This is a genomic window from Massilia sp. 9I (genome assembly GCF_902506415.1).
Taxonomy (GTDB): domain Bacteria; phylum Pseudomonadota; class Gammaproteobacteria; order Burkholderiales; family Burkholderiaceae_D; genus Telluria.
The window spans coordinates 1,453,540-1,477,461 of record NZ_LR733275.1 but is presented as its reverse complement, the minus strand read 5'-3'; the positions used below and the strand labels follow the sequence as shown (position 1 = coordinate 1,477,461).

Here is a 23,922-nt window from a genome sequence, read left to right as displayed (position 1 = left end):
GATTGAACGCTGGCGGCATGCTTTACACATGCATCAGGCTAGTTATATGCGAAAGCCCCGCAGAGTGATCTCTGCGGGGCTTTTTGCGCTTGCGCGCAAAGGCCTGCTCCGTTCAGATTCGCACTGCGAATCTTCACTCTGAGCGGGCTTTTTGCTTTTGTGTGTCTGATTTGGCTCGCTCCGTATCCGGACCGCATGTAATGACAAATTTGCGCCTGCTTCTGGTTCCCTAGCGCTTTTGCTGCGCTACACTGCGAGTTTTCTTGCCTGGCCAATGTAGCCATGAAAAACACGCGTGTTTATCTTGTCCGCGGCATGTTCATTCTCGTTTCCGCGCTCCTCATCGCGTTCGGTATTGCGCTCGCCAATGCGAGCGTCGAGCTCACGCAATCCGGTGCGCATAAGCGCCTGCTCGTTCCCATCGGCGTCGGCACGGCGGGCTTCAACACCTTTGCCGGCACCGGGGACAAGGTCAGGATGCCCGGTTTCCTCGACGGCCCCATCGTTCGCAGGGATGCGGACGGCCGCTGGACCGCGCGCTGGTTCTGCGAAGACAAGGTCGAACGGCTGACCAGCACGGACGCCGATCTGGCGATCGACTGCGGCGGCAAGCGCCACATGTTCCCCGTCTCGCGTACGCCGCGGGTCCCGGATGCCGTGTTCGACACCCAGGCCGACACCCTCATCCTGAGCGACATCGAAGGCAACGCGCGCTTCCTCGACGCGGCCCTGACATCGCTGAAAGTCACTGATGCCGACGGCAACTGGAGCTATGGCCGCAACCACCTGGTGATCGCCGGAGACGCGGTCGACCGCGGCCGCGATGCGTTCGCAGTACTGTGGCGGCTCTACGCACTCAGCCTGCAGGCGCAGGACGCCGGCGGCGCCGTCCACCTCGTGCTCGGCAATCACGAACAGTATCTGCTGCGCGGGAACACCTCACGCGCCAACCGCGACCACCTGTACGCACTGACTCGGCTGGGCGGCCAGGTGGATGCCTTCGGTCCGGATACCCTGATCGGTCACTGGCTGCGCCTGCAGCCCGTGATCATCAAGACCGGCCGCACTGTGATCACGCACGGCGGGGTAAACCCGCTGGTAGCGGATGCGGGCTTCACCGTGAATAACCTGAATAGTGCGATGCGGCGCTACTGGATGGGCGACATGCCGAACAAGGCGGAACTGGACGCCGTCGTGGGGCCGGCAGGTGTGACCCAGTACCGCGGCTATCTCGAGGATGGCGCGGACCGCTTCTCACGCGCCACCAGCGCGCAGATCAGCGACGTGCTCGCGCACTTCGGCGCGAAGACGATCGTGGTTGGGCATACCTTGGTGGATCGGGTCACGGCGCTGCACGACGGCCGGGTATGGGCAATCGACGTCAACAGCGACGAGGCCAGGGCCGAGGCGCTCCTGATACGGAACGGCGAACCGCTTGTGGTGCCGACCGGCGTGCCGCGCCAGCTCAACGAACATTCCCGCCAGCGCTACACGCGTCCATTCAGCCTGTTCTCCGCAGAGGACCTGACCATGCTGCGCGGCTTGATCGCGTCGAACTACGCGCTGTCGCAGATTCCCCAGCCTTACTGAGCGGCGCCGTCCGCGCGCATGTGCGACAGCAGCCTGTCGAGCACCGGCGCGGTCGCGTCGGCGATCCGGTCGATGCTGGCCTCGCGCAGCGCGCCGGTATCGACCACCCGGTCGGTGCGCAGTCCGGCCCAGGCCAGCAGCGCGGCGCCGGCTTCCGGCTGATCGAACACCCCGTGCAGGTAAGTGCCCAGGATTTGACCGTCTTCCGAATACGCGCCTTCCTTGCGGCCATCGATGACGAAGGCAGGCCGGTCCAGCGCCACGCCCTGTGAGACGCCCATGTGGATCTCGTAGCCGCTCAGCGCAAAGCCCGCGCCATCCGGCATGCTGGCCCATCCCTTGACAAGCGCCAGCCGCTTCTCGCGCGCCAGCTCGGTGTCGAGTTCGAGCAGGCCAAGTCCCTGCGAAACGCCGGCAGCCGCCTCCACCCCATGCGGATCCGCCACCGAACGCCCCAGCATCTGGAAGCCCCCGCAGATCCCAATCAGCTTGCCACCGTAGCGCAAGTGACGCGCCAGATGCGCCGGCCAGCCCTGCGACTGCAGCCACGCCAGGTCGCCGCGGGTGTTCTTGCTGCCCGGGAGGATGATCAGGTCGGCCGCCGGAATCGCTTCGCCCGCGCGCACGAAGCGCAGGTCCACCTCGGGGTGCGCGCGCAGGGCATCGAAATCGGTGTGGTTGCTCATGCGCGGCAGGCTAGGAACCACGACGCGAAAGTGTCCCCGGCTGGCTTGCGCCGGCTGCACCGCGTCCTCGGCATCCAGGTACATGCCGTGTAGATAAGGCAGCACACCTAGCACGGGCTTACCGGTCTGCTGCTCCAGCCAGTCCAGCCCTGGCTCGAGCAGCTTGATGTCGCCGCGGAAGCGGTTGATCACGAAGCCGATGATCCGCCCGCGTTCGGACTCCGACAGGCAGGCCAGCGTGCCGACGATATGGGCGAACACGCCGCCGCGGTCGATGTCCGCCACCAGGATGACAGGACAATCAACCGCTTCCGCGAATCCCATGTTGGCGATGTCGCGGTCGCGCAGGTTGATCTCGGCCGGACTCCCCGCGCCCTCGACCACCACCGCGTCATACTGCGCCAGCAGCCGCGCGTGCGACTCCAGAACCGCACCCATCGCCACGCTCTTGTACTGGTGGTAGTCGCGCGCATTCATCTCGGCGCGCACGCGGCCGTGGATGATCACCTGGGCGCCGGTGTCGCTCGATGGCTTGAGCAGCACCGGGTTCATGTCGGTGTGGGGTTCCAGCCCGGCAGCCACCGCCTGCAGTGCCTGGGCGCGGCCGATTTCGCCGCCGTCGCGCGTCACCGCGCTGTTGAGCGCCATGTTCTGCGGCTTGAACGGCGCCACTCGCACGCCCCGGCGATGGAGCAGGCGGCACAGCGCGGCCACCAGCGTGCTCTTGCCCGCATCCGAGGTCGTGCCCTGCACCATCAGGGTACGGAAGGGGAGACCGTTCATTTGGTTCGGTGCTGGCGCGCCAGCTCGAGCTTGTCGCACAGGACGGCGGTGCCGGCGATCATGCGTGGCCCTGCGCGATTGAGCAGGTTGCCGTCGACCGTGAACAGGTTGTCGTTGCGGGTCGCACTCAGGGTGGCGTAGGGCTTCCACAGGCTCACGCCGCCATAGTTCTTCTCGGCGGTGCCGAACACCGCTTCCGGATCGGCCTGCAGCACGGCCTCGATCGACACGATTGGCGCGGTCACCGCCAGCTTGTCGAAGATGTTTTCGCCGCCGCACAGGCGCAGCGCATCGGTGATGATGTGCCTGCCGCTGAGCGTGTATAGCGGCTTGTCCCACACCTGGTAGAAGGTGCGCACCGGCGGCCGCCCCGCATAACGCGTACGCAGATTGGCCAGCTGCTTGCGCAGCTCCGCCGCAGTGGAAGCGGCCACCGCGTCCGTCCCCATCAGCTGGCCGAGGCGCATGACGTTTTCCGGAATCCCGTCGAGCGTCTGCGGATCGCTGAGGAACACGGGGATGCCGAGCTTGCGCACCATCTCGATCTGCCGCTCGGAGCTGTTGTGCATCCAGGCGACGATCAGGTCGGGCTTGAGGCTGATGATGCGTTCCAGGTCGACTTCGCGGTTCGAGCCGATGCGGGGGATGCTCTTGGCCGCCTCCGGATAGTCGCTGTAGTTCACCGCGCCGACGATGCGGCTGCCGCCGCCGGCCGCGAACAGCGTTTCGGTGACGTGCGGCGCCATCGAGATCACGCGCATCGCAGGCTTGTCGAGGGTGATCGCGTTACCCGCGTCGTCGCGTACCGTGACTGCGTTCGCCAGCGGCGCTAGCAGCGCAGCCGCCAGCATGACCATCCGTTTCATCGATTGCTCCATTCTTGAAGTGCCGTTGTTAGCCGTTGCCATTCCGGTTCGCTTGCCGGCAGCCCGATGCGAATGCCGCGGCCGGCCTCACTGAACAGCCGGCACCAGATGCCGCGGCGTGCCATGAAGGTATGAAAAGCTTCCGGCTGTGCCTCCGCCCACCAGTGGAACAGCGGCGTACCCGTCGCCCGGATACCGTGCGCCGCCAGCAGTTCACGCATGCGCCGGCCGGATGCCTGCAGCCGGTCGAAAGTGGCCTGCTGCCACGCGCTGTCGCGCAGGGCCTGCAAAGCCACCGCCTGCGCCGGCCCGCTTACCGCCCACGGCCCCAGCAGGTCGGCGAGCGCCCGCAGCGTGGCCGCGTCGGCGCCGACGAACCCCAGCCGCAGCCCTGCGAGGCCGAAGAACTTGCCGACCGAGCGAAGCACGATCAAGCCGGGCTGCCCCGCATGCGCGGCGACGCTCAGGCCTGGGTCCGTGTCGCCGAAGGCCTCGTCCACCACCAGCCAGCCGCCGCGCGCACCGAGGTGCGCGGCCCAGGCGAGCAGGCGTTCGGGGGCGATCGTCGCGCCGGTCGGGTTGTTCGGGTTGACCACCACGACCACGTCGCTGGCGTCGACCGCGCAGTCCAGGTCCGCATACGCGGCGAGCCGGCGCACGTGGCCGTGCTTGTCCCACGCATGTGCATGCTCGGCATAGGAGGGCGCAGAGACCGTGACGCGCGATGGGCCGCGCAATCGCGGCAGCGCCTGGATCGCAGCCTGGGTGCCGGCCACCGGCAAGAGGTCGGGCGCGCCATAGTAGGCGCAGGCCGCGGCCACCAGTGTCGGATCCGGTTCGGGAAGGCGGTGCCAGGCGTCGGGTGACAGCGCGGGCGCGGGGAAGCCGTGCGGGTTGATGCCGGTCGACAGGTCGATCCAGTCCTCGCGCCCATACAGGCGTGCGGCGTCGCGCAGGTTACCGCCATGTTCAAGCATGCAGCCCCCACGCGATTGCCAGTGCGCAGACCAGGCCGAGCCAGAGGAAGGTCGTGCGCAGCACCAGGCGCCAGGCGCGCACGATGTCGGCCGCGCCGGCTGCCGGGCCCGTACCGAGCAGGGGACGCTGTTCCAGTTGTCCGTCATAGATGGCGGCGCCGCCCAGCGACACCCCTAACGCACCGGCGCCGCTGGCCATCACCGGCCCCGCGTTCGGGCTGCTCCAGGCAGACGCCTGCGTGCGCCAGCATTGCCAGGCGCGGGCGCGTCCGGCGCCGGCCAGCAGGACATAGGACAGCGCGGTCAGCCGCGCCGGCACATAGTTCAGCACGTCGTCGATGCGCGCGGCAGTACGGCCAAACAGATTGAATTGCTCGTTACGGTAGCCCCACATCGCGTCGAGCGTGTTCGCGAGCCGGAACAGCACGGCGCCCGCTCCGCCCGCCAGCAGGAACCAGAACAGGGTGCCGAATACCGCATCGTTGCCGTTCTCCAGCAGCGACTCGGCCCCGGCCTTGGCCAGGTCGGCTTCCTGGGCTTGGCCGGTATCGCGGCTGACGATCCACGAGGTGCGCGTGCGCGCCGTGGCCAGGTCTCCCGCGCGCAATGCGTCGACGATCGGCATCGTATGGTCGCGCAGGCTGCGCAGGCCGATGCAGGCATATAGCAGTACCGCATGCAGCCAGAGGCCGGCGTATTCCGTAGCCAGCCAGGCCAAGGCGGTGAGGGGCAGCACGGCGAGGGTCCAGGCCAGCAGACCACGCGGAAAGCGCAGCTTGCCGCGGTTCAGCCGATGCTCGAGGGCGTTCGCCAGCCGCCCGAAGCCCACCAGCGGATGCCAGCAGCGCGGTTCGCCCAGCAGCAGGTCAAGCACGACGCCCGCGACCAGCAGGACGGCGAGCTGCGCCAGCGACAGTCCGCTCAGCATGCGGCCCCTTTCAGCACGAGTGGCAGGCCGGCGGCCACGAATACGGCGCGCTGCGCGCGCGCCGCCACCCCCTGGTTCAGCCGGCCCGCCTCGTCGGCGAAGCAGCGCGACACCGCGCCCCAGGGTACGATGCCCATGCCGACTTCATTCGAGACGAACACGATCTCGCCTTCGACACCGGCGTCGAGCAGGTCGAGCAGGGCCGCGCGCTCCTGGTGGAAGCGCTCCGGCAGCGCTACCTCGCCCACGTCCGGCCAGCTGCGGCCGTCGCAAAACATCAGGTTGCTGAGCCACAGGGTCAGGCAATCGACCAGCACCAGCCGCTGGGGCGCGCAGTGTGTGCGCAGCGCCGCGGCCAGGGCCAGTTCTTCTTCGACGGTTTTCCATGCGGCTGGGCGGCGGTCGCGATGGTGCGCAATGCGCGCCGCCATCTCCGCATCGCCCGCGCGCGAGGTGGCGACGTACACGACCTCCTTGCCGGATTCTGTCGCCAGCCGCTCGGCATAGGCGCTCTTGCCCGAGCGCGCGCCGCCCAGCACCAGGGTGGCGCTCACGGCGCGTCTCCGCCGAACGCGGCGGCGATGGCTGGCGGGTTGGAGGGAAAGTAGGCGTGGAAGTAGGAGGCGGTGAGCGATCCGATGCGGTACACGGCTTCGCCCTGGGCGCCGTTGCCGGTCTTGATGGTGTGGGACTCGGCCGGCACCGGCGTATCCAGCAGCGAGTAGTGAAAGGTGTGGCCGCGTACCGGCCCCTGTTCTGTCGGCCGGGCATGGGCGCCGAGGCCGGCCAGGCGCGCCTGCATGCGCACTTCGCCCGGCAGCAGCCCGGCCATCGGCCAGCGCTGGCCCTCCTTGTCGGTCAGGCCATCGGCGATCGCCATCATGCCGCCGCATTCGGCCAGGATCGGTACGCCGCGCGCATGCGCCTCACGGATCGAGGCTTGCCACTGGCCGGCTTTACTCAAGGCCGCGCAGTGCAGCTCCGGATACCCGCCGGGCAGGAACACGCCGTCCGCGTCATGCGGCACCGGCTCGTCTGCCAGCGGCGAAAAGTAGCGCAGGCTTACGCCCATCTTCTGCAGCAGGTCGAGGTTGGCCGGGTAGAGGAAGCAGAAGGCGGCGTCGCGGGCGATGGCGATGGTGCGGCCGTCGAGCAGGCGGTCGACTTCCTGCCATTCGGGCGCCGACTGGGGCATCAGGGGCAAGGCATTCCAGGCATCCTCGTTGAAGTGCAGCCCGTCCGCCAGCCGGTCGAGCAGCGCCTCCAGGCCGTCCACTTCGCCGGGCAGGACCAGGCCAAGATGCCGCTCCGGCAGCGGCCTGTCCTGGCGCGCCAGCCAGCCGACCAGCGGGATATCGCGCAGCGAAGACGCCACCATGGCGGCATGGCCCTCGCTCGCGATGCGGTTGGCCACCACACCGGCCAGCTGTACGGGGCCGTAGTCGCGCAATCCGCGCGCCACCGCGCCGACGGTCTGTGCCATCGCCGAGGCGTCGATCACCGCCAGCACCGGCACGCCGAACTCGCGCGCCAGGTCGGCGGTCGAGGGTGTGCCGTCGTACAGGCCCATCACGCCCTCGATCAGGATCGCATCGCATTCACGCGCGGCGTCATGCAGGCGCCGCCGGCATTCCTCGACGCCGACCATCCACAGGTCGAGTGTATGGACCGGCGCGCCGGAGGCACGTTCGAGCAGCATCGGGTCGATGAAGTCCGGCCCGCACTTGAATACCCGCACGCGCAGGCCCTGGCGCAGCAGTTTGCGCGCCAGCGCGGCGGTGACGCTGGTCTTGCCCTGGCTTGACGCCATCGCCGCCACCAGCACGGCGCGCGCACCCGCATCGCGGTTCATCACCACTCCGTCCCGGCCTGGGCCACGATGCCCGCCTTGAAGGCGTGCTTGACCACGTTCATTTCGGTGACCGTGTCGGCCACCGCCACCAGTTCCGGCGGCGCCGCGCGTCCGGTGACCACCACGTGCTGCATGACCGGGCGGTCGAGCAGGTCGGCGATCACGGTGTGCACGTCCAGGTAGCGGTATTTGAGGGCGATGTTCAGTTCGTCCAGCACCACCATGCTGTAGCTCGGGTCGTTCAGGAAGCGTCTGGCCTGCTCCCAGGCTTCGCTGGCCTTGGCGATGTCGCGCTCGCGGTCCTGGGTCTCCCAGGTATAGCCTTCGCCCATCGCATGGAAGCTGACCTCCTCCGGAAAGCGGCGCAGGAATTTTTCCTCGCCGGTGGACATGGCGCCTTTGATGAACTGGACCACGCCCACCTTCATGCCGTGGCCGAGGGCGCGCATCACCATCCCGAAGGCGCTCGAGCTCTTGCCCTTGCCGTTGCCGGTATTGACGATGATGATGCCGATCTGCTTGTCGGCGGCCGCGATCTTGGCGTCGATGACGGCCTTCTTGCGTTCCATGCGCTGGCGGTGGCGCTCGTTCAATGCCTCGATGTCGTCCTGGTTCATGGTGTGGCCTCGAAGGGTAGGAAAATGCGGCGGCCGCCGTGCTCGATCATGTCGATCGGGTGGCCGAGGTAGTCGCCCAGCAGCGCCGGCTGCATGGTGTCCTCGACTGGGCCGGCCTGCCAGCGGCCGTCGCCATTCAAGAGCAGCGCGTGGGTCGAGATGCGGTAAGCCAGGTTCAGGTCGTGGCCGATCATGACCACGGTCTTGCCCTGCTCGCGGCACAGTTTGGCCAGCAGGGCCATGACGCTGACCTGGTGCGCCAGGTCGAGCGCATTGGCCGGTTCGTCCAGCAGCAGGAGCTGGGTTTCCTGGGCCAGCAGCGCGGCGATCGCCACGCGCTGGCGCTCGCCGCCGGAGAGCGTGCGGACGTCCCGGCCGGCCAGCTCGCTCACCTCCATGTCCGCCAGCGCGCGCATCGCCACCTGGTGGTCGTCGCTGCCTTCCCAGTAACGCTCGGCGTGGTAGGGATGGCGCGCCGACAGCACGGTTTCGATCACGCTGTACGAAAACGCATCGTGGCGCGACTGGGCCAGGAAGGCCCGCTGGCGCGCCAGCTCTTCCGGCGCCCAGGCATCTAAGGGGCGGCCGCCGACCAGCACGGCGCCACCGTCGGGACGGTGCAGGCCGGCCAGGGTACGCAGCAGCGTGCTCTTGCCGGCGCCGTTGCGGCCGATGATGCTCCAGCATTCGCCGGGACGGGCGGCCCAGTCGAGCTGGCGCACCAGGGTGCGGCTGCCGACTTTCAGGTCGAGGAATTCGGTCCGGATCATCTCATTTCCTCAGGCGGTGCAGCTGGTAGAGGAACACCGGCGCGCCGATGATCGCAGTGATCGCGCCGACCGGCAGCTGCTGGGGCGCGATGATGGTGCGCGCGAGCGTATCGCACAGCACCAGGAAGCTGCCGCCGGCCAGCACCGCCGCCGGGATCAGGACCCGGTGGTCCGGGCCGAAGGCAAAGCGGCAGGCATGCGGCACGATCAGCCCGACGAAACCGACCGAGCCGGCGCTGGTGACGGCGCTGGCGGTCAGTACGCCGGACACGAAGAACAGGCCCTTGCGCAGCCGGCCGACGCGCACGCCCAGTGTGGCGGCGGCCTCCGCGTGCAGCGCGACCACGTTCATGGCGCGCGCGCTGCGCAGGGCGTACAGCAGGGCCGCGCCGAGCACCACCCAGGGCGCCAGGCGCAGCGGGGCGCCGGCGAGGTCGCCAATCATCCAGAAGATCATGCTGCGCAGGCGCCCTTCCGGCGCGATCGACAGCATCAGGGTCACCAGGGCCATGCAGGCCGAGGACAGGATCACGCCGGTCAGCAGCAGCATCGAGGTGCCGCTTTCAAGCGCGAGCCCGCCGCGCAGGTCGCGCCGCGCCAGCAGGTAGAGCAGCATCGACACCCCGACCGCGCCGGCCAGCGCGGCGAGGTCGACCACGACCGCGGTTGCCATCAGGAGCAGGGCGAGGAGGGCGCCGACCGAGGCCCCCGCCGAGATGCCGAGCACGTAGGGATCGGCCAGCGGGTTGCGCAGCAGCGCCTGCATCATCACGCCCGCCAGAGCCAGTGCGCCGCCGGTGACGAAAGCCGTCAGCGCGCGGCTGGCGCGCAGCTCGAGCAGCGAGGCGGCCAGCGTGCCGGCTTCGCCGTGCGCCAGCTGGCGCAGCGCGTCCGGCATCTCGGCCAGCGGCACGGCGATCGAGCCCGTCATGCCGGCGAACAGCAGGCTGGCGACGGCGCACAGCAGCAGCACGCCGATGACGAGCGTGGCGCGCTGGCGCTGCGGGTGAAGTGGGTGATGCATGCGTCTCCTCGTAGGCTTCAGCGGATGCCGTAGCGCAGGGCGGCGAACCAGGTGCGTCCGCTGGTGCCGTAATTACGCGCCAGCTCGTACCGCTTGTCCGCGACGTTGTCGAGGCGGAGCAGCACCGACACATCTGGCGTCAGCTGCCAGGTAGTGTACAGGTTGAGCAGGCCGTAGCCACCCAGGCGGTTACGGTTGGCGGCGTCGTCGAAGCGCTCGCCCGACAACTGCAGTTCGGCGCCGGCCTTGAGCCTGCCCCAGCTGCTGTCGGCGTTGAAGCTGGCGTGCTTCTTCGCGCGGCGCGCCAGCTGCTTGCCGGTGGTCTCGTCGGTCGGATCCTGCCAGTCCAGGCTGCCGCGCAGGTTGACGCCGGCGACGCGCGCCTGAGCCGCCAGCGTGAGGCCTTCCAGCTTGGCTTCGTTGACGTTGTAGGCGCAGCTGCCGGCGCGGCCCGGGCATGGGGTGGCGGAGACAATCATGTCGGTCAGGCGGTTGCGGAAGTACGTGGCGTCGAACTGGACGCTGCCGGCGTCGTAGCGCAGGCCGGCTTCGACGTTGCGGCCTTTTTCCGGGCGGTTGGTCGGCAGGCCGTAGCCGGGGTAGTACAGCTCGTTGAAGGTCGGTGCGCGGAAGCTCGAGCCGATGCTGGCGGTAGCGCGCAGCCCGTTGCCGAAGTTGTAGCCATAACCGGCGGCGCCGGTGTTCCTGTTGCCGTAGACCGAGCGGTCGTGTCGCGCGCTGACATCGAACAGGTGGCTGTCGCGCTTGGCCGAATAGCTGGCCGCGTAGGAATTGGTGCTGCGGCTGCGCGACAGGTCGGCGGTGGAGCTGGATTCGACTTCTTCCTTGCGGTGGCTGTAGAGCAGCTGCAGGGTGTCGGGGCCGAGCGCGATGCTGTTCTGCCAGGTCAGCTCATCCTGCTGCGTGTCGATCTGGCTGGCGCCGGATGCCGCGGCGCTGGTGAAGCTGCCCAGCTTGTCGTCGGAACGCGCAAACTGCAGGGTAGAGCGCCAGTTGGCCGTGAATTGGCTGGCCACGTAGACCGCCGCGGTGTTCAGGTCCTGCTTGTTGTTGACATCGTAGGGCCCGCTGCCGCTGTCGTACTGCGCGCGCAGGTCGCTGTGCAGGAATTGCACGCCGATTTCGTGTTTAGCGGTCAGCGCATACGACAGCTGCCCGTTGGCGTTGCGACGGCGGTAGCCGTCTTCGTCCGGATTGAAACCGAAGGCGCCCGGGCGAGTGGCCGAGAAGCCGTCCGACTCTTCGTGGCCGGCGCTGAAGGCGTAGCGCAAGGCATTGGCCGCGCCATGCACGCTGGCGTCAAGCTGGCGCGTGGCGTTGCTGCCCACGCCCGCCGAGCCGCTGACGACCGGTGCGCCTTCGCCCTTGCGGGTGAAGATCTGGATCACGCCGCCGATCGCGTCGGCGCCATACAGGGTGCTGAGCGGGCCGTAGACGACTTCGATGCGCTCGATGGCGCCGAGCGGCACCGCGTTCCACGAGGCGACACCGCTGGTGGAGGAGCCGATGCGCACGCCGTCGAGCAGCACCACGACCTGGTTGCTGTTGGCGCCGCGCAGGAACACGCTGGTGGAGGCGCCGGCGCTGCCGTTGCGGGTGATCTCGATGCCGCGCTGGCGGCGCAGCACGTCGGCGACGGAGCCGGCGCCGGAACGCGCGATCTCGTCGGCGTGGATGACGGTGGTATCGGCGATCACGTCGACCGCGCGCTGCGGCATGCGGTTGGCGGTGACGACCACGGTGTCGGCGGTCTGGGCGAAGGCAGGGGTAGCGAAAGCCAGTGCGAGCGCGGATGCGAGCGAGCGCGCGGCCGCTTGCCGTGTTACAGGAAAGTTCATGAATAGTTCACATCAAAGACAACCAGCCGACGTCCCCGTAGGCCAGATTGAACAGAAGCGCGCGAATGGCACGCTTCCACCTTTTGGCCGGTATCCGGGCTGGCAAGTTTGGCCGTCCGACCTTCCCATGCGTTCGCACAGTGGTCATGGAAGACGGTTTGCCGCGCTTGAGCGATCATGCGCGGTACTTGCTTACCGTTGCGGGGGCAGCACACGTTGGCCTTGTTGAAGGGCTTCGTGTTTCCCGTTTAACTGCGGTCGTGAACACGACCGCGAGCACCAAAACGCCGCCATTATACGCACGGACGTCGCGTGTTGTCAGTCTTTCAGCACGATGACTTCGCCGTAGGCGATGCGGTGGGCGCTGGAGGCGGCGCGTAACGCGGCCTGTTCGATGCTGCCGCCTTTGCCCAGTGCGGACAGCAGGCGGATGGTGCCGGCGTGGCAGATGACGAGGGCCGCAGGCTGCTGCAGCTCCTGGCGGAATGCGGCGACGCGGCGCGCCACCTCGAGCACGTTCTCGCCTCCGCCGGGACGGTAGTGCAGCAGGTCGGCAGCCCAGGCGTCGATTTCGGCGCGCGGGATCGCATCCCATGACTGCATCTCCCAGGCGCCGAAGTCCATCTCGGCCAGGCGCGCGTCGAAGGTGACCGGGACATCGAGTGCGGCCGCCAGCAGCGCGCAGCGTGCGAGCGGACTGGCGTAGACAGGCAGGCTGCCGGGCAGGCCGGCAGCGCGCAGGCTGGCGGCGACCCGGTCGATCGCTTCGATAGATGTCGAAACGTCGGTCCTGCCGTAGCAGATGCCGGGCGCGATGTCCGGTTGCGGGTGGCGCACAAGAGCCAGTTCCATTGGTTCAAGCCATGGCGCCATGGCCGAGCGTGGCCAGCACGGCGAGGTAGATCACGGCTTCGGCCAGCTGCTGCACGGCGCCGAGGCAATCGCCGGTATAGCCGCCGATGCGGCGGGCGAATTTGCGGGCCAGCCACCAGGTGGCGAAGGCACTCGCGAGAAGGGCCGCCAGCACCGCGCGCAGGTCAAGCACGCCCCAGGCCAGCAGGATGATCGCAGTGATCGCGACAGTGAACGACGCGATGCCAAATTCCGCCGTCGTCATGCGCTCCGCCAGTGGTTTGGCCTTGCCTTCCGCGCGCGCGTATTCCATGCGCCAGATGAGCGAGGTCGCGGCCAGCCGCGACAGCGGATGGGCGAGCAGCAGCGCGCCGATGGCACTTTGGGGCGGCAGCATCGCCAGCGTCGTGCACTTCGCGGCCAGGATACCCACGACGCCGATCGCGCCATAGGCGCCGACACGCGAATCCTTCATGATCTCGAGCACCCGCTCGCGCGTCATGCCGCCGCCGAGTCCATCGCAGGTGTCGGCGAAGCCGTCTTCGTGGAAGGCGCCGGTGGCGTAGATGGTCGCTGCGGTCGAGAGCACTGCCGCGACCGCGGCGGGGAAGACGAGTGCCGCCGCAGCATACACGCCGGCGCCGATCGCGCCGACCACGAGGCCGACCAGCGGGAAGTAGCGCGAGGCGTGGTGCAGCCACTCCTGCTCGAAGCCGACCCAGCGCGGGATCGGCAGGCGCGTGAAGAACTGGACCGCAATGAAGAACAGGCGCAGCTGTTGCATCGTCTTATTGCGCGCTGGTGCTGACCTGCGCGGAGGCGAAGGTCGCCATCTCGTTCAGGAAGTTAGCGGCCGCATGGAGAAGGGGCAGGGCAAGGGCGCTGCCGGTGCCTTCGCCGAGGCGCAAGCCGAGCTGCAGCAGCGGCTCGGCGCCGAGCGCTTCCAGCATCAGGCGGTGGCCGTTTTCGTTGGAGCAGTGGGCGAACACGCAGTAGTCGAGAATGGCCGGCTGCAGGCGCGCGGCAACGAGCAAGGCGCTGGTCACGATGAAGCCGTCGATCAGCAGCACCTTGCGCAGTTCCGCGGCCTTCAGCATGGCGCCGGCCATCATGGCGATCTCGAAGCCGCCGAAGGTCGCCAGCACGTCGAGCGGATCCGTGATGTCGGTGTGGCGGGCGACGGCGGCTGCGATGACCTGCTGCTTGCGCTGGATGCCTTCCGCGGAGAGGCCGGTGCCGGCGCCGACGCATTCCGACAGCGGCAGCCCGGTGAGCTTGTGCATGATCGCCGCGGCGGCGGTCGTGTTACCGATGCCCATTTCGCCGAAACCGACCACGGTGCCGGGCAGGTCGCGCACCAGGGCCATGCCCTGTTCGAGCGCTGTCTCCAGCTGGGCGCGGGTCATCGCGGCTTCGACAGCGAAGTTGCGCGTGCCCGGCGCCACCTTGCGGTCGAGCAGTCCGGGGCGCTCGCCGAAGACGTGATTCACGCCCGCATCGACGACGTGCAGCGCGCAGCCGTTCTGGCGTGCGAACACATTGATGGCGGCGCCGTCGGCGAGGAAGTTCTCCACCATCTGCCAGGTCACGTCCTGCGGATAGGCCGATACGCCCTCCGCGACCACGCCGTGATCACCCGCGAATACCAGGATGGCAGGATCCGCGATCCGGACCCGCGTCGTGCGCTGGATCAGGCCGAGCTGGGCCGCAAGTGTCTCCAGGCGGCCCAGGCTACCCAAGGGCTTCGTCTTGTTATTGATAGCGTCGAGCAGGGCCTGCGACAGAACCGCGTCAGCGGTCGGTGCAATGTAAGGGAGGTGCATTGCCGGAAAGATAAGGTGGAAAAAACGCGACGATAGCATAGTCGCAGGCGTTGTAAGTCGCGCCGGCGTTTGCTATAGTCTCGTTCCTCCGACGCCGACGCAGCTGATACAGCAGCGACAGCGAAGGAAAAGAGGGGCTTGACGATGAACGCAGAACACCGCATAATCTCGCTTCTCTGCTGCTGACGAACACAACGCTTCGCAGCGATAGTAAGAGACAGAATACGAAGTTCTTTAACAATCAACAGTCGATAAGTGTGGGCGTTTGATGAAGGTGCCACTGGCTTCGGTCAGTGATTACTTAAATTATCAAATGTTCACAAAAGTATTAAGCGTTGTCTCAGCAATGGGATGACGGTCAGTATCTTGAGTGAGCGACTCGGTAGCNTACTTCTTCCGGATTGGTGAAGTTTGACCGTGTGGTCAAGTTTCATGACAAGTCAAAGCCTGATGACCATAGCAAGTCGGTCCCACCCCTTCCCATCCCGAACAGGACCGTGAAACGACTTTGCGCCGATGATAGTGCTGCAACCAGTGTGAAAGTAGGTTATCGTCAGGCTAGTTATAAGAAAAACCCCACCGGTGAACCGGTGGGGTTTTTTGCTTTGGGCGCCAGATTTGTTATTTGCTCGAGAGCTCGACCATATAAGCTGCTGCCAGGCGCGCGAATTTCAATGCGTGAGCAGTTTGTGCGCCGGAGTTCTCCAAGGTGTCTTTCGCTGTGTGGATGTGCGGGTTGTCGCGCGCCAGCGTTGATTCGAAAGGCAGCGATGCGGGATAGCCCTGCGCATCCCAGCTGGCGTGGTCCGAGCAGGCGTAGCCGCACTTTTCGTAAGCGACTTTCAGCCCAGGGAGGTAGGCGGCTGCCAACTGGGCAAGGAACGCGTTCTGCTGGCTGTTCGTGTAGTCACTGATCAGGTAGATGTCATTGGCTGTGCCTTTGTAGTTGGTCATGTCGAGCTGGAGCACCCCCGCCACCTTCTGGCCCGCCTGCCTGAACTGGCGTGCGATCTCCTGCGATCCGCGCAATCCAACTTCTTCCGCTGCATAGGCGACCAGGTAGATGGTCCGGCGCGGCCGGTAGCCGCTCGCGATCAGGGCGCGCAGCGCTTCTGTTATGCTCGCGACGCCGGACGCATCATCGTCGGCGCCGGGCGCACGCGCCGTGTTGCTCATGCGAAAGCTAAGGATGGAATCGAGGTGGGCGCCGACCACGAGCTTTTCATCGGCCAGGTCGGTGCCGGCGATCGTCACGGTGACGGAGGGTTGCGGGTAGTCCTTGTGCACGACCTGCGCGACCGTGATGTTATCGCGACCCGCAGCCAGTTCGCGCCAGGTCGACGTCAGCCAGTTCGCTGCGTCCACGCCGGTCTGGCTCGCGTAGTAGCGGTTCGTGAATGCACTCAAGGCCAGGATCGTCGACTCGATGTTTGTTTCCTGCATACCGGCGAGCATCGGCTCGACCACCTCACGCTGGTCGATCGCGTAGGCCGGCGTTGACACGCTCGCGCGGCGCAGCGTCAAGGCGCTGCGCGCCTCCGCTTCACTGGCGTGGTACATGAAGCCGCCGCATTGTCCGAGGCGTTCGTGGATCGCACCCGAGACCGCGGGGAGCCGGCTTTCATCGATGACGACGGCGTGCACTTTTTCCGCGGCGCCGGCCGTGCGCACTTCGCGGCTGGCGATGGACACCGCGCCGGGAGCCGCGGTCTGTACCTGCCGGAAGGCGGCGTCGCCCACCGTGATCCAGGCCCGGCGTTTGGCCGGCGCGCCCGTCGTGTCGGCAAGGCTGAGACATAGGGTGAACAGCAGACAGAACTGAAGCAGACGGGATCTCATCATCGTTCCTTTTGGCAATGCGAGCAAAAATGCTAGCGCTGACACCGGACCTTCACTTGCAGTTTCTCAATGTTCCAGCATCCAAGGAACTCCTTCCTTAGCTGAACGGTAATCGTACGGTGATTCCTACGCTGGCTCGGAGTCTCCTCCTATACAGCGTCATTGTTTCGGCGCGCATGATCGGTCCATTGGTTCAGCGAAGCGAAGGAGGAATCATGAAATCGAAGGAAAAAAGCTTGGGTGGCGACAACCGTTCGGGCGGCATCCACAAGCCGAAAGGCGTGCCGGTTGCCGAGGGCAGCAGGCAGACACGGGCGCCCGGCGCCGTGATGCGCGGCGGCCCCGAATCACCTTTCCCGATGGCTAACACCGGGTCGCAACAATCGGATCTCGGCAGCAACCAGCGCGGCGGGATCGGCGGTTCGCAAGGCGGAGGATGGAGTGCACGCCAGCGCGGCCAGCGCATGCAGGCACAGGCCGAACAGGATCGCCTGGGCGAAGTCCAGCAGTCCGGCCAGGGCGGCATCGAGCAATACCAGCACTCCGGTTCCCAGCAATCGGATTCTGGCCACGGCGGCGCCAAGGGCTTGCAGGGACGGCCGGACCTGCCCGCTTCGGACTTCGGCAGCAAACGCAACAAGAAGAACCCCGGCAGCTGAACGCCGGCGCATGACATCGCAGCCCGGGTCTCCCGGGTTTTTTTACGCCTGCTGAGGGCCGCGACAAGCGCAGCTACCGTCTCCTGTCCGAATCTGGGGCACAATGCAGCTGTCGGCATTGCCATTTCAACCATGACAGGAGAAGCATGAACGAACAGGTCGCACGCAACGTCGTGCTTGTGCGCGCCATCGAATCCGCCGATGCGAATCATGAGGTGTTGAGCGACGACGATCGCAAGTATGCAAGCCGCAGCGCGAAGGAACTCGCGGCCTGGCAGGCTGCCGACAGCAAGACCGCCGTCACCCAGCATCACTTCCTGCAGCAGCGCTCCGAACAGATCATCAAGCGCCTCGGCGAGCGTTCGCCGGCTTTCGCCGCTTTCGCCAAACGCAGGCTGGGACTGGGCGCTGTGTGGCTGGCCCTGCCCTTCCTGGCCTTCGTCTCGGGCGCCGTCATCGACCGCATCGCCGATCCGCACCGTGTCGACCTGCTGTCCGCTCCCTTCCTCCTGATCATCGGCTGGAACCTGCTGGTTTACCTGGGCATGCTGGTGTGGGCGCTGGTGCCTGGCAAGCGCCACGGCTGGGCGGGCCCGAACCTGCTGCGCCGCCTGAGCGTCGGCAAGGCCGTGGTGCCGCGCAAGCTGCCGGCACCGATGGCCAAGGGCCTGACCGCCTTCATGGCCGAATGGGCCGCGTTGAGCGAACCCCTGACCCGCGCGCGCCTGAGTCGCACGATCCACCTCGCCGCCGCCTGCTTTGCGCTGGGCGCCATCGCGTCGCTGTACGCGCGCGGCCTGCTGAACCAGTACGTGGTCGGCTGGGAGAGCACCTTCCTCGACGGCCGCCAGGTCCACACCCTGCTGTCCTGGCTGTTCATGCCTGCGATGAACGCCTTCCCGTTTTTGCAGGGTTTCTCGCTGGCCGAGATCGAACAGCTGCGCTACGGCCGCACCGTCACCGCCGCGAGCGGCGCGCGCTGGGTGCACCTGTACGGCGCGACGCTGCTGCTGCTCGTGGTGCTGCCGCGCCTCGTGCTCGCCGGCCTTGCCACGTTGCGCGCGCGCCGCCTGGCGCGCCGCTTCCCCCTCGACCTCGACCAGCCCTATTACCGCAAGCTGGCCGACAGCATCGGCGCCGGCACGCCTGCGCTGCTGCGCGTGCTCCCCTACAGCTACACGCTCGACGAAGCGCGCGACCGTGGCCTGTGGGCGATCGCGGCCAGTGCGCTCGGCACGCAGGCGCGTGTCCAGCTGCGCCCGACGGCTCCCTATGGCATCGAGCCCAAGGAAGTCCTGCACGATACGGCGCTCGACGAGCCGGGCGTCACGGTCACCGCGGTCCTGTTCAGCCTAGCCGCCACGCCCGAGAAGGAAAACCATGGCGCCTTCCTCGACTACCTCGGAAAGCGCGTGCGCCGCGGCGTCGCGGTGCTGGTGGACGAGTCGCCGCTGGTCGAACGCATCGGCGAACAGCAGGGCAATGCCGCGCGCGTGGCCGAACGCACTGCGCTGTGGCGCCAGTTCTGCAGCTTCCACGGCACCTCGGCCACCTTCGTCAACCTGCTCCAGCCCGACAAGTATCCGATCGAACTCGGCGCCGGACTCACCCTGCCGGAGCTGCGATGAAGGAGGATGCAGTCAAGATCCAGTTCGCCCTGGTCTCGCACACCAACAACGGCAAGACCACGCTGGCGCGCACCCTGGTGGGCATGGACGTCGGCGAGGTGCGCGACGCCGCCCACGTGACGCAGTTCGCCGAAGCGCACCTGCTGCAGTCGAGCGAAGCGGGAGATACCCTCGTGCTGTGGGATACGCCAGGCTTCGGCGATTCGGTGCGGCTCCTCAAGCGCCTGGCGATGTCGGGCAATCCGATCGGCTGGTTCCTGCGCGAGGTGTTCGATCGCTACCGCGACCGCCCGTTCTGGCTCAGCCAGCAGGCGCTGCGCGCGGCCAAGGAAGAGGCGGACGTCATCCTCTACCTGGTCAACTCGTCCGAGTCGCCGCAGGACGCCGGCTACCTGCCGTCGGAGATGAAGATCCTCGAGTGGCTGGGCAAACCGGTGGCCGTACTGCTCAACCAGATGGGCCCACCGCGCCCGGGCAGCGAGGAATCGCAGGAACAGCAGCGCTGGCGCCAGCACCTGGCCCGGTTCCCGGTGGTGAAGGACGTGCTGCCGCTGGATGCCTTCGCCCGCTGCTGGGTGCATGAACACGTGTTCTACGAAGCGATCGGGCGCCTGATCGACGAGGACAAGCGGCCCGGCTATGCGCGCCTGCTGGAATCCTGGTCGGCTGCCAACCGCCAGCGTTACGCCAGCGCCCTGCGGGTCTCGGCCGAACAGCTGGCCGCCGCCGCGCGCGACGAGGAGCCGATCGCGGAAGAAGGGCGCAGCATGCTGCGCAGCGCGCTCAAGGCGGTTGGCCTGGGCAAGGACGAACAGCGCAGGCAGGAGCTCGCGATGGCGGCGCTGGTCGAGCGCCTGAATGCCCGCATCAACGGCGCCACCGCGCGCATGCTGGCCCTGTACCGGGTCGACCCGGGCGAGGCGCTGGCGATCAATGCGCGCGTACGCGACCACTTCGCGGTGCGCGCACCGGTGGACAAGGCGCAGGCCGGCCTGCTCGGGGCGGTGGTGTCGGGTGCGGCGACCGGACTGTCGGCCGACCTGATGGCGGGCGGCCTGACCATGGGAGCGGGCGCGCTGCTCGGCGCCCTGGTCGGCGGGCTGACGATGGCCGGTGCGGCCTGGGGCTTCAACCAGCGGCTGGATCGCAGCAAGCCGAGCGTGCAGTTCGCCGATCCCTTCCTCGAGTCGCTCCTGAGCAGCGCGGTGCTGCGCTACCTGGCGGTGGCGCACTTCGGCCGCGGGCGCGGCAACTGGGTGGAAGGCGAAGCGCCGGCTTTCTGGCAGGCGGAGGTGGAAAAGTCGCTGGCAGAACGCGCCGCCGCGCACGCGCAGCTGTGGCAGGCGGTGCGCGCCGCACCGGACGACGCCGCCGCTGCGAAGCTGGTGGAAGCGGTGCTCGTGCCTGTTACCGATGCCACGCTGGCCAGGCTGTATCCGGGCGTCGCGCTCGCCGTGCCCTCGCCTGTGCCACCACCGTCCAGGTGAACAAGACATGATGTGACACCTGTTCCATTCTGGAACAGCACAAGCCGTCCGGCCCCGTGCCAGGCGGTGGCATGCCAATTGCTCCTGCTGGAGTACAAGATTCATAACCAGCAGGAGACAACATGAAATACCCGATCCGCGTTCTTCTGGGCGCAGCTGCATTGTCCATCGCTTCCTTGTCCGCCGTCGCCCATGGCCCGGTCACGCCACAGGCGGTCGATACCCGCAGCCTGCCCCCGCTGGGCGACAAGTGGCGCGACGAGAACCCCTACCGCGGCCATCCGCAGGCTTTGAAAGTCGGCACCTCCGCATACAACCAGAACTGCGCGCGCTGCCATGGCCTGGAAGCCGTCTCGGGCGGCATTGCGCCGGACCTGCGCCAGCTCGACAAAGACTGCGTCACCCAGAAGAATGCGGCCAAAAAGGCTGCCTGCTTCAAGGAGATGGACGAATACTATCTCGCCAGCGTCCGTAAGGGCAAAGTGCGCAACGGCGCGGTGTACATGCCGCCCTTCGAGGGCGTGTTCAACCAGGAAGCGATGTGGGCCATCAAGACCTACCTCGACTCGCGCCGCGAAGCCAATTGATTCGGGAGGACCGGCATGAACCGACGTCGCTTTGTGCTGGCTTGCGCCGCCCTTGGCCTGTCCATGGCCGCCCCCGTATGGGCGGACTGGGACAAGCTGCGCGAGACCGGTACCCTCAAGGTGGCTGTGTACAACGAATTTGCGCCGTTCTCGGACAAGGGCGCCGGCATCGACGTCGACCTGGCGCAGGCGCTGGCAGCGAAGCTGGGCCTGAAGCTCAGCCTGATGCCCTTCCCGGCCGACGAGGAAGTCGCCGACGACCTGCGCAACATGGTCTGGAAGGGGCATTACCTCGGCTACGGGCCGGCCGACCTGATGATGCACGTCCCGGTCGACAACCGGCTCATGAACGATAATCCGCAAGTGCGCATCTTCGCACCCTACTACGTGGAGACCCTGCGGCTGGTGCGCAGCGCGCAGAGCATCCCGCAGTTCGAGGGGCTCGGCTCCCTGGGCGGCAAGCGCATCGGTGTCGAGAAGGTGTCGATCTCCGGCATGCTGATGCTGGGGGAAGGGGAGGGGCGTTTCCGTGACCATGTCCACATCTACCCGAGCGCCGGGGAGGCGCTGGCGGCGCTCAAGGAAGGCAAGCTGGATGCGGTGCTGGCCAAGCGGTCCGAGATCGAGGCTGCCATGCGTGGCGACCCGGCCTTCCCGCTAGAGGACCTGAACTTCCAGCGCATGCCGCGCGCCGGCTGGGCGGTGGGGATGGCGGTGCGCAAGAGTGACGAAGAACTGGCGCGCCGCCTGCAGGCTGCGCTGAACGAGATGTCGGCCAGCGGAGAGCTGTCGGTCCTGTTCGCAAAGCACGGCGTCCAGGTAGCGAAGCCGTGAAGGGGGGCCGCAACCGCTGGGTCGGCGCGGCTGGCCTGCTGCTGGCGGCCCAGGGCGCGGCGGTGCCGCTTGATGAGGGCGCGCCGGCAAAGGTCGAGATCGTCGGCGTGTCGCCCTTTTCGGACGCCGCCATCGCGGCTGACCGGCTGCCGTATGCGCTGCAGGTGCTCGACCGCGAGGCGCTGCGCGATGCGAAGGGCGGCAACCTGGTCGAGACCATGAAGCGCAAGCTGAACGGCGTGACCGTCAACGAGATCAACGGCAGTCCCTTCCAGGTCGACTTGAACTACCGCGGCTCTCGCGCCTCGCCCCTGCTCGGCACCTCGCAGGGCCTGTCGGTCTACCTGGACGGCGTGCGAATTAATGAAAGCTTCGGCGACGTGGTCAACTGGGACATGGTGCCCGAGGCGGCGCTGGCAAGGGTGGCGCTGGTGCCCGGCTCGAATCCCCTGTACGGCCTGAATACGCTGGGCGGCGCAATCGCGCTCGAAACCCGCTCCGGCTTGGAGGATCCCGGTTCCGAGCTGGCCCTCAACGTCGGCTCGCATGGACGCCGCCGTCTCGACCTAGCCCATGGCGCGCATGAAAATGGCTGGCATCGCTTCGTCGCCGCGACCCTGTTCGAGGAAGACGGCTGGCGCCGCCATTCGGCCGGCCACCTGACCAACGCCCTGGTCAAGCTCGGTCGCAAGGGCGTGGCCACCGACTGGAGCGCCACCCTGACCGGCGGCCGCAGCCGTCTGCTCGGCAACGGCCTGGTCCCGGAAGCTTTGCTCGCGGAAGACCGCCGCGCGGTCTATACCCATCCGGACCGCAGCGCCAACCAGGTAGTGCAGGCGGCGCTGCGGCTGACCCATCGCCCGCGGCCGGACACCGAACTCCAGGCCTCGGCCTACCTGCGCGACAGCCGGCGCGACACCGTGGGCGGCGATGTCGCCGACGTCTACGCGGACTACGTCGAAGACTGCGCGGGGAACGCCGACGACGACGAATGCGCGGGCGGGCGGCAGCTGCATCCGGCCAGCCTGAACACCACCTCGACCCGCCAGCGCGGCAGCGGCGCCAGCCTGAACCTGCACCGGAAGATCGAGTCACATGCCTTCGATGTCGGCCTCACCGCCGACCGCAGCCGCGTGCATTTCGCCCAGTTCGAGCAGGAAGCGTTGTTCACGTCCTCGCGTGGGGTCGAAGCCGACCCAGGCGAGGAAACGGAGCCGGCATCCTCGGTCAGCGGCAGCGCGCGCGCCGCCAGTGCCTATGCGGCGGCCATGCTGCGCATCGGGCGCGGCACCGACCTGACCATGTCGGCACGCTTCAACCGCGCGCGCATCGCCAACACGCTGGTGACCGAGGACGGCCCGAAGCCGCACGAATCCTTCACCTATACGCGCCTGAATCCCGCGCTGGGCATCGCCCATGCGCGCGGCGGCCTGACCTGGTTCGCCAACGCTGCGCAGAGCAACCGCGTGCCGACCGTGATCGAACTCGGTTGCGCCGACCCGGCCGAACCATGCCGCCTGCCGGTGGGCCTGCAGTCCGATCCCTATCTGAGGCAGGTGGTGTCGCGCACCGTGGAAGCGGGCGTGCGGGGCAAGGGTGTCGGCGCCACCGTGTTCCATACCGTGAACCGCGACGACATCCTGTTCGGCCGCGCCGGCGCCACCCGGGCCGGGTATTTTTCGAATTTCGCACGTACCGTGCACCGCGGCGCGGAGCTGAACTGGAGCTTCCGCAAGGGCGGGTTGTTCATGAAGGCCGACTACAGCTTTCTCGACGCCCGCTACGGCGCGGCTGGCGTGCTGTTCACGGGCGCCCGTTCGGTCCGGGTCGACGACGGCACCCGCATCGCGGGGCTGCCGCGCCATACCCTGAAACTGAACCTCGACTGGGAAGCACATCCGAACCTGGTGCTGGGCGCCGAGTTGCGGGCGCTGTCACGCATCGCGAGCCAGGGCAACGAGGATGGGCTGATCGACGATGACGGCGATGCGTTCGCCGACTGGGGCGTCGCCGGGCACGGGTTGCTCGACCTGCACGCCAGCTGGACCCCGGCGCCCGGCTGGCAGCTGTTCGCCCGCATCGGAAACGCCCTGGACCGGCGCCATGCGAGCTTCGGCGCGCTGGCGGTCGACCTGTTCCCCGGCGGCCGCCTGCTGCAGCCGCACCTGGCGCTCGCCGAGCCGGCGATCACGCGCTTCGTGGCGCCCGGCGCGCCGCGTACCGTGGCGGCCGGGCTCCGATACCGGTTTTAAAAGCGCGCT

The 23,922-nt window shown here is 67.5% G+C and carries 21 protein-coding genes, 1 rRNA gene and 1 riboswitch; of the genes, 8 read left to right on the top strand and 14 right to left on the bottom strand.

Features of this window, described 5'->3' with window-relative positions:
* The first annotated feature begins 282 nt into the window (after nucleotides 1-282).
* Complete coding sequence (locus GV068_RS06720) at nucleotides 283-1,590, top strand: metallophosphoesterase (RefSeq protein ID WP_159696598.1); 1,308 nt, start codon at nucleotides 283-285, stop codon at nucleotides 1,588-1,590.
* On the opposite strand, the gene GV068_RS06715 is transcribed toward GV068_RS06720, so the two are convergent.
* The 13 genes from GV068_RS06715 to cobT form a co-directional block, all read right to left on the bottom strand.
* On the bottom strand, nucleotides 1,584-3,059 hold the full coding sequence (locus tag GV068_RS06715; RefSeq protein WP_159696597.1) for a cobyric acid synthase: 1,476 nt from the start codon (nucleotides 3,057-3,059) through the stop codon (nucleotides 1,584-1,586). The two genes, GV068_RS06720 and GV068_RS06715, sit on opposite strands and share 7 nt — an antisense overlap.
* Nucleotides 3,056-3,925, bottom strand: coding sequence for a cobalamin-binding protein (locus tag GV068_RS06710; protein ID WP_159696596.1), 870 nt, complete (start codon nucleotides 3,923-3,925; stop codon nucleotides 3,056-3,058). Before GV068_RS06710 ends, GV068_RS06715 begins: the two co-directional genes overlap by 4 nt.
* A complete protein-coding gene (gene cobD / locus GV068_RS06705) occupies nucleotides 3,922-4,902 on the bottom strand; it encodes a threonine-phosphate decarboxylase CobD (protein WP_159696595.1) in 981 nt (326 codons plus the stop codon). Before cobD ends, GV068_RS06710 begins: the two co-directional genes overlap by 4 nt.
* Entirely contained in the window at nucleotides 4,895-5,830 is a 936-nt protein-coding gene (cbiB, locus tag GV068_RS06700; protein WP_159696594.1) for an adenosylcobinamide-phosphate synthase CbiB, read from the bottom strand. Before cbiB ends, cobD begins: the two co-directional genes overlap by 8 nt.
* Entirely contained in the window at nucleotides 5,824-6,384 is a 561-nt protein-coding gene (gene cobU / locus GV068_RS06695) for a bifunctional adenosylcobinamide kinase/adenosylcobinamide-phosphate guanylyltransferase (RefSeq protein WP_159696593.1), read from the bottom strand. The genes cbiB and cobU overlap by 7 nt, the downstream gene beginning before the upstream one ends.
* Nucleotides 6,381-7,682 carry a cobyrinate a,c-diamide synthase gene (locus tag GV068_RS06690; protein ID WP_159696592.1) on the bottom strand — a complete coding sequence of 434 codons (1,302 nt, stop codon included), beginning with the start codon at nucleotides 7,680-7,682 and terminating at the stop codon, nucleotides 6,381-6,383. The genes cobU and GV068_RS06690 overlap by 4 nt, the downstream gene beginning before the upstream one ends.
* The gene (gene cobO, locus GV068_RS06685) at nucleotides 7,682-8,299 is read right to left on the bottom strand and encodes a cob(I)yrinic acid a,c-diamide adenosyltransferase (RefSeq protein ID WP_159696591.1); all 618 of its coding nucleotides are present in this window, start codon (nucleotides 8,297-8,299) and stop codon (nucleotides 7,682-7,684) included. Before cobO ends, GV068_RS06690 begins: the two co-directional genes overlap by 1 nt.
* Nucleotides 8,296-9,069, bottom strand: a complete 774-nt coding sequence (locus GV068_RS06680) for an ABC transporter ATP-binding protein (protein WP_159696590.1) — start codon at nucleotides 9,067-9,069, stop codon at nucleotides 8,296-8,298. Before GV068_RS06680 ends, cobO begins: the two co-directional genes overlap by 4 nt.
* A gap of 1 nt (nucleotide 9,070) precedes the next feature.
* Entirely contained in the window at nucleotides 9,071-10,093 is a 1,023-nt protein-coding gene (locus GV068_RS06675) for an iron ABC transporter permease (RefSeq protein ID WP_159696589.1), read from the bottom strand.
* 17 nt (nucleotides 10,094-10,110) lie between these two features.
* On the bottom strand, nucleotides 10,111-11,952 hold the full coding sequence (locus GV068_RS06670) for a TonB-dependent receptor domain-containing protein (protein WP_159696588.1): 1,842 nt from the start codon (nucleotides 11,950-11,952) through the stop codon (nucleotides 10,111-10,113).
* 67 nt (nucleotides 11,953-12,019) lie between these two features.
* Nucleotides 12,020-12,251: riboswitch (cobalamin riboswitch) on the bottom strand.
* Nucleotides 12,252-12,270: 19 nt separating this feature from the next.
* Entirely contained in the window at nucleotides 12,271-12,804 is a 534-nt protein-coding gene (locus tag GV068_RS06665; RefSeq protein ID WP_159696587.1) for a histidine phosphatase family protein, read from the bottom strand.
* 4 nt (nucleotides 12,805-12,808) lie between these two features.
* Entirely contained in the window at nucleotides 12,809-13,588 is a 780-nt protein-coding gene (locus GV068_RS06660; protein ID WP_159696586.1) for an adenosylcobinamide-GDP ribazoletransferase, read from the bottom strand.
* 4 nt (nucleotides 13,589-13,592) lie between these two features.
* Nucleotides 13,593-14,627, bottom strand: coding sequence for a nicotinate-nucleotide--dimethylbenzimidazole phosphoribosyltransferase (cobT, locus tag GV068_RS06655; RefSeq protein WP_159696585.1), 1,035 nt, complete (start codon nucleotides 14,625-14,627; stop codon nucleotides 13,593-13,595).
* 446 nt (nucleotides 14,628-15,073) lie between these two features.
* On the opposite strand from cobT, the gene rrf reads away from it, so the two are divergent.
* Nucleotides 15,074-15,186 (top strand): 5S ribosomal RNA (rrf, locus tag GV068_RS06650).
* Nucleotides 15,187-15,248: 62 nt separating this feature from the next.
* Here the strand turns inward: rrf and GV068_RS06645 are convergent.
* Complete coding sequence (locus tag GV068_RS06645; RefSeq protein WP_229463812.1) at nucleotides 15,249-16,466, bottom strand: M20/M25/M40 family metallo-hydrolase; 1,218 nt, start codon at nucleotides 16,464-16,466, stop codon at nucleotides 15,249-15,251.
* A 215-nt stretch (nucleotides 16,467-16,681) separates the two neighbouring features.
* Here GV068_RS06645 and GV068_RS06640 point away from each other — a divergent pair, with 215 nt between their 5' ends.
* From GV068_RS06640 to GV068_RS06615, 6 genes are all read left to right on the top strand, one after another.
* On the top strand, nucleotides 16,682-17,125 hold the full coding sequence (locus GV068_RS06640) for a hypothetical protein (protein ID WP_159696584.1): 444 nt from the start codon (nucleotides 16,682-16,684) through the stop codon (nucleotides 17,123-17,125).
* Nucleotides 17,126-17,271: 146 nt separating this feature from the next.
* Nucleotides 17,272-18,753, top strand: a complete 1,482-nt coding sequence (locus tag GV068_RS06635) for a DUF2868 domain-containing protein (protein ID WP_159696583.1) — start codon at nucleotides 17,272-17,274, stop codon at nucleotides 18,751-18,753.
* Nucleotides 18,750-20,240: a DUF3482 domain-containing protein gene (locus GV068_RS06630; RefSeq protein ID WP_159696582.1), complete on the top strand. Its 1,491-nt coding sequence runs from the start codon at nucleotides 18,750-18,752 to the stop codon at nucleotides 20,238-20,240. Before GV068_RS06635 ends, GV068_RS06630 begins: the two co-directional genes overlap by 4 nt.
* 122 nt (nucleotides 20,241-20,362) lie before the next feature.
* Nucleotides 20,363-20,827 carry a cytochrome c-550 PedF gene (gene pedF / locus GV068_RS06625; protein ID WP_159696581.1) on the top strand — a complete coding sequence of 155 codons (465 nt, stop codon included), beginning with the start codon at nucleotides 20,363-20,365 and terminating at the stop codon, nucleotides 20,825-20,827.
* A 15-nt stretch (nucleotides 20,828-20,842) separates the two neighbouring features.
* Nucleotides 20,843-21,661 (top strand): ABC transporter substrate-binding protein, encoded by an 819-nt coding sequence (locus tag GV068_RS06620; protein ID WP_159696580.1) that lies wholly within the window; start codon nucleotides 20,843-20,845, stop codon nucleotides 21,659-21,661.
* The gene (locus GV068_RS06615; protein WP_159696579.1) at nucleotides 21,658-23,913 is read left to right on the top strand and encodes a TonB-dependent receptor; all 2,256 of its coding nucleotides are present in this window, start codon (nucleotides 21,658-21,660) and stop codon (nucleotides 23,911-23,913) included. Before GV068_RS06620 ends, GV068_RS06615 begins: the two co-directional genes overlap by 4 nt.
* Nucleotides 23,914-23,922 lie beyond the last annotated feature (9 nt).

Bases quoted from the DNA above. Each gene is read 5' to 3' on its own strand.
- GV068_RS06720 (WP_159696598.1), top strand. From the start codon at position 283: ATGAAAAACACGCGTGTTTATCTTGTCCGCGGCATGTTCATTCTCGTT.
- GV068_RS06715 (WP_159696597.1), bottom strand. From the start codon at position 3,059: ATGAACGGTCTCCCCTTCCGTACCCTGATGGTGCAGGGCACGACCTCG.
- GV068_RS06710 (WP_159696596.1), bottom strand. From the start codon at position 3,925: ATGAAACGGATGGTCATGCTGGCGGCTGCGCTGCTAGCGCCGCTGGCG.
- cobD (WP_159696595.1), bottom strand. From the start codon at position 4,902: ATGCTTGAACATGGCGGTAACCTGCGCGACGCCGCACGCCTGTATGGG.
- cbiB (WP_159696594.1), bottom strand. From the start codon at position 5,830: ATGCTGAGCGGACTGTCGCTGGCGCAGCTCGCCGTCCTGCTGGTCGCG.
- GV068_RS06690 (WP_159696592.1), bottom strand. From the start codon at position 7,682: ATGAACCGCGATGCGGGTGCGCGCGCCGTGCTGGTGGCGGCGATGGCG.
- cobO (WP_159696591.1), bottom strand. From the start codon at position 8,299: ATGAACCAGGACGACATCGAGGCATTGAACGAGCGCCACCGCCAGCGC.
- GV068_RS06680 (WP_159696590.1), bottom strand. From the start codon at position 9,069: ATGATCCGGACCGAATTCCTCGACCTGAAAGTCGGCAGCCGCACCCTG.
- GV068_RS06675 (WP_159696589.1), bottom strand. From the start codon at position 10,093: ATGCATCACCCACTTCACCCGCAGCGCCAGCGCGCCACGCTCGTCATC.
- GV068_RS06670 (WP_159696588.1), bottom strand. From the start codon at position 11,952: ATGAACTTTCCTGTAACACGGCAAGCGGCCGCGCGCTCGCTCGCATCC.
- GV068_RS06665 (WP_159696587.1), bottom strand. From the start codon at position 12,804: ATGGAACTGGCTCTTGTGCGCCACCCGCAACCGGACATCGCGCCCGGC.
- GV068_RS06660 (WP_159696586.1), bottom strand. From the start codon at position 13,588: ATGCAACAGCTGCGCCTGTTCTTCATTGCGGTCCAGTTCTTCACGCGC.
- cobT (WP_159696585.1), bottom strand. From the start codon at position 14,627: ATGCACCTCCCTTACATTGCACCGACCGCTGACGCGGTTCTGTCGCAG.
- GV068_RS06645 (WP_229463812.1), bottom strand. From the start codon at position 16,466: ATGAGATCCCGTCTGCTTCAGTTCTGTCTGCTGTTCACCCTATGTCTC.
- GV068_RS06640 (WP_159696584.1), top strand. From the start codon at position 16,682: ATGAAATCGAAGGAAAAAAGCTTGGGTGGCGACAACCGTTCGGGCGGC.
- GV068_RS06635 (WP_159696583.1), top strand. From the start codon at position 17,272: ATGAACGAACAGGTCGCACGCAACGTCGTGCTTGTGCGCGCCATCGAA.
- GV068_RS06630 (WP_159696582.1), top strand. From the start codon at position 18,750: ATGAAGGAGGATGCAGTCAAGATCCAGTTCGCCCTGGTCTCGCACACC.
- pedF (WP_159696581.1), top strand. From the start codon at position 20,363: ATGAAATACCCGATCCGCGTTCTTCTGGGCGCAGCTGCATTGTCCATC.
- GV068_RS06620 (WP_159696580.1), top strand. From the start codon at position 20,843: ATGAACCGACGTCGCTTTGTGCTGGCTTGCGCCGCCCTTGGCCTGTCC.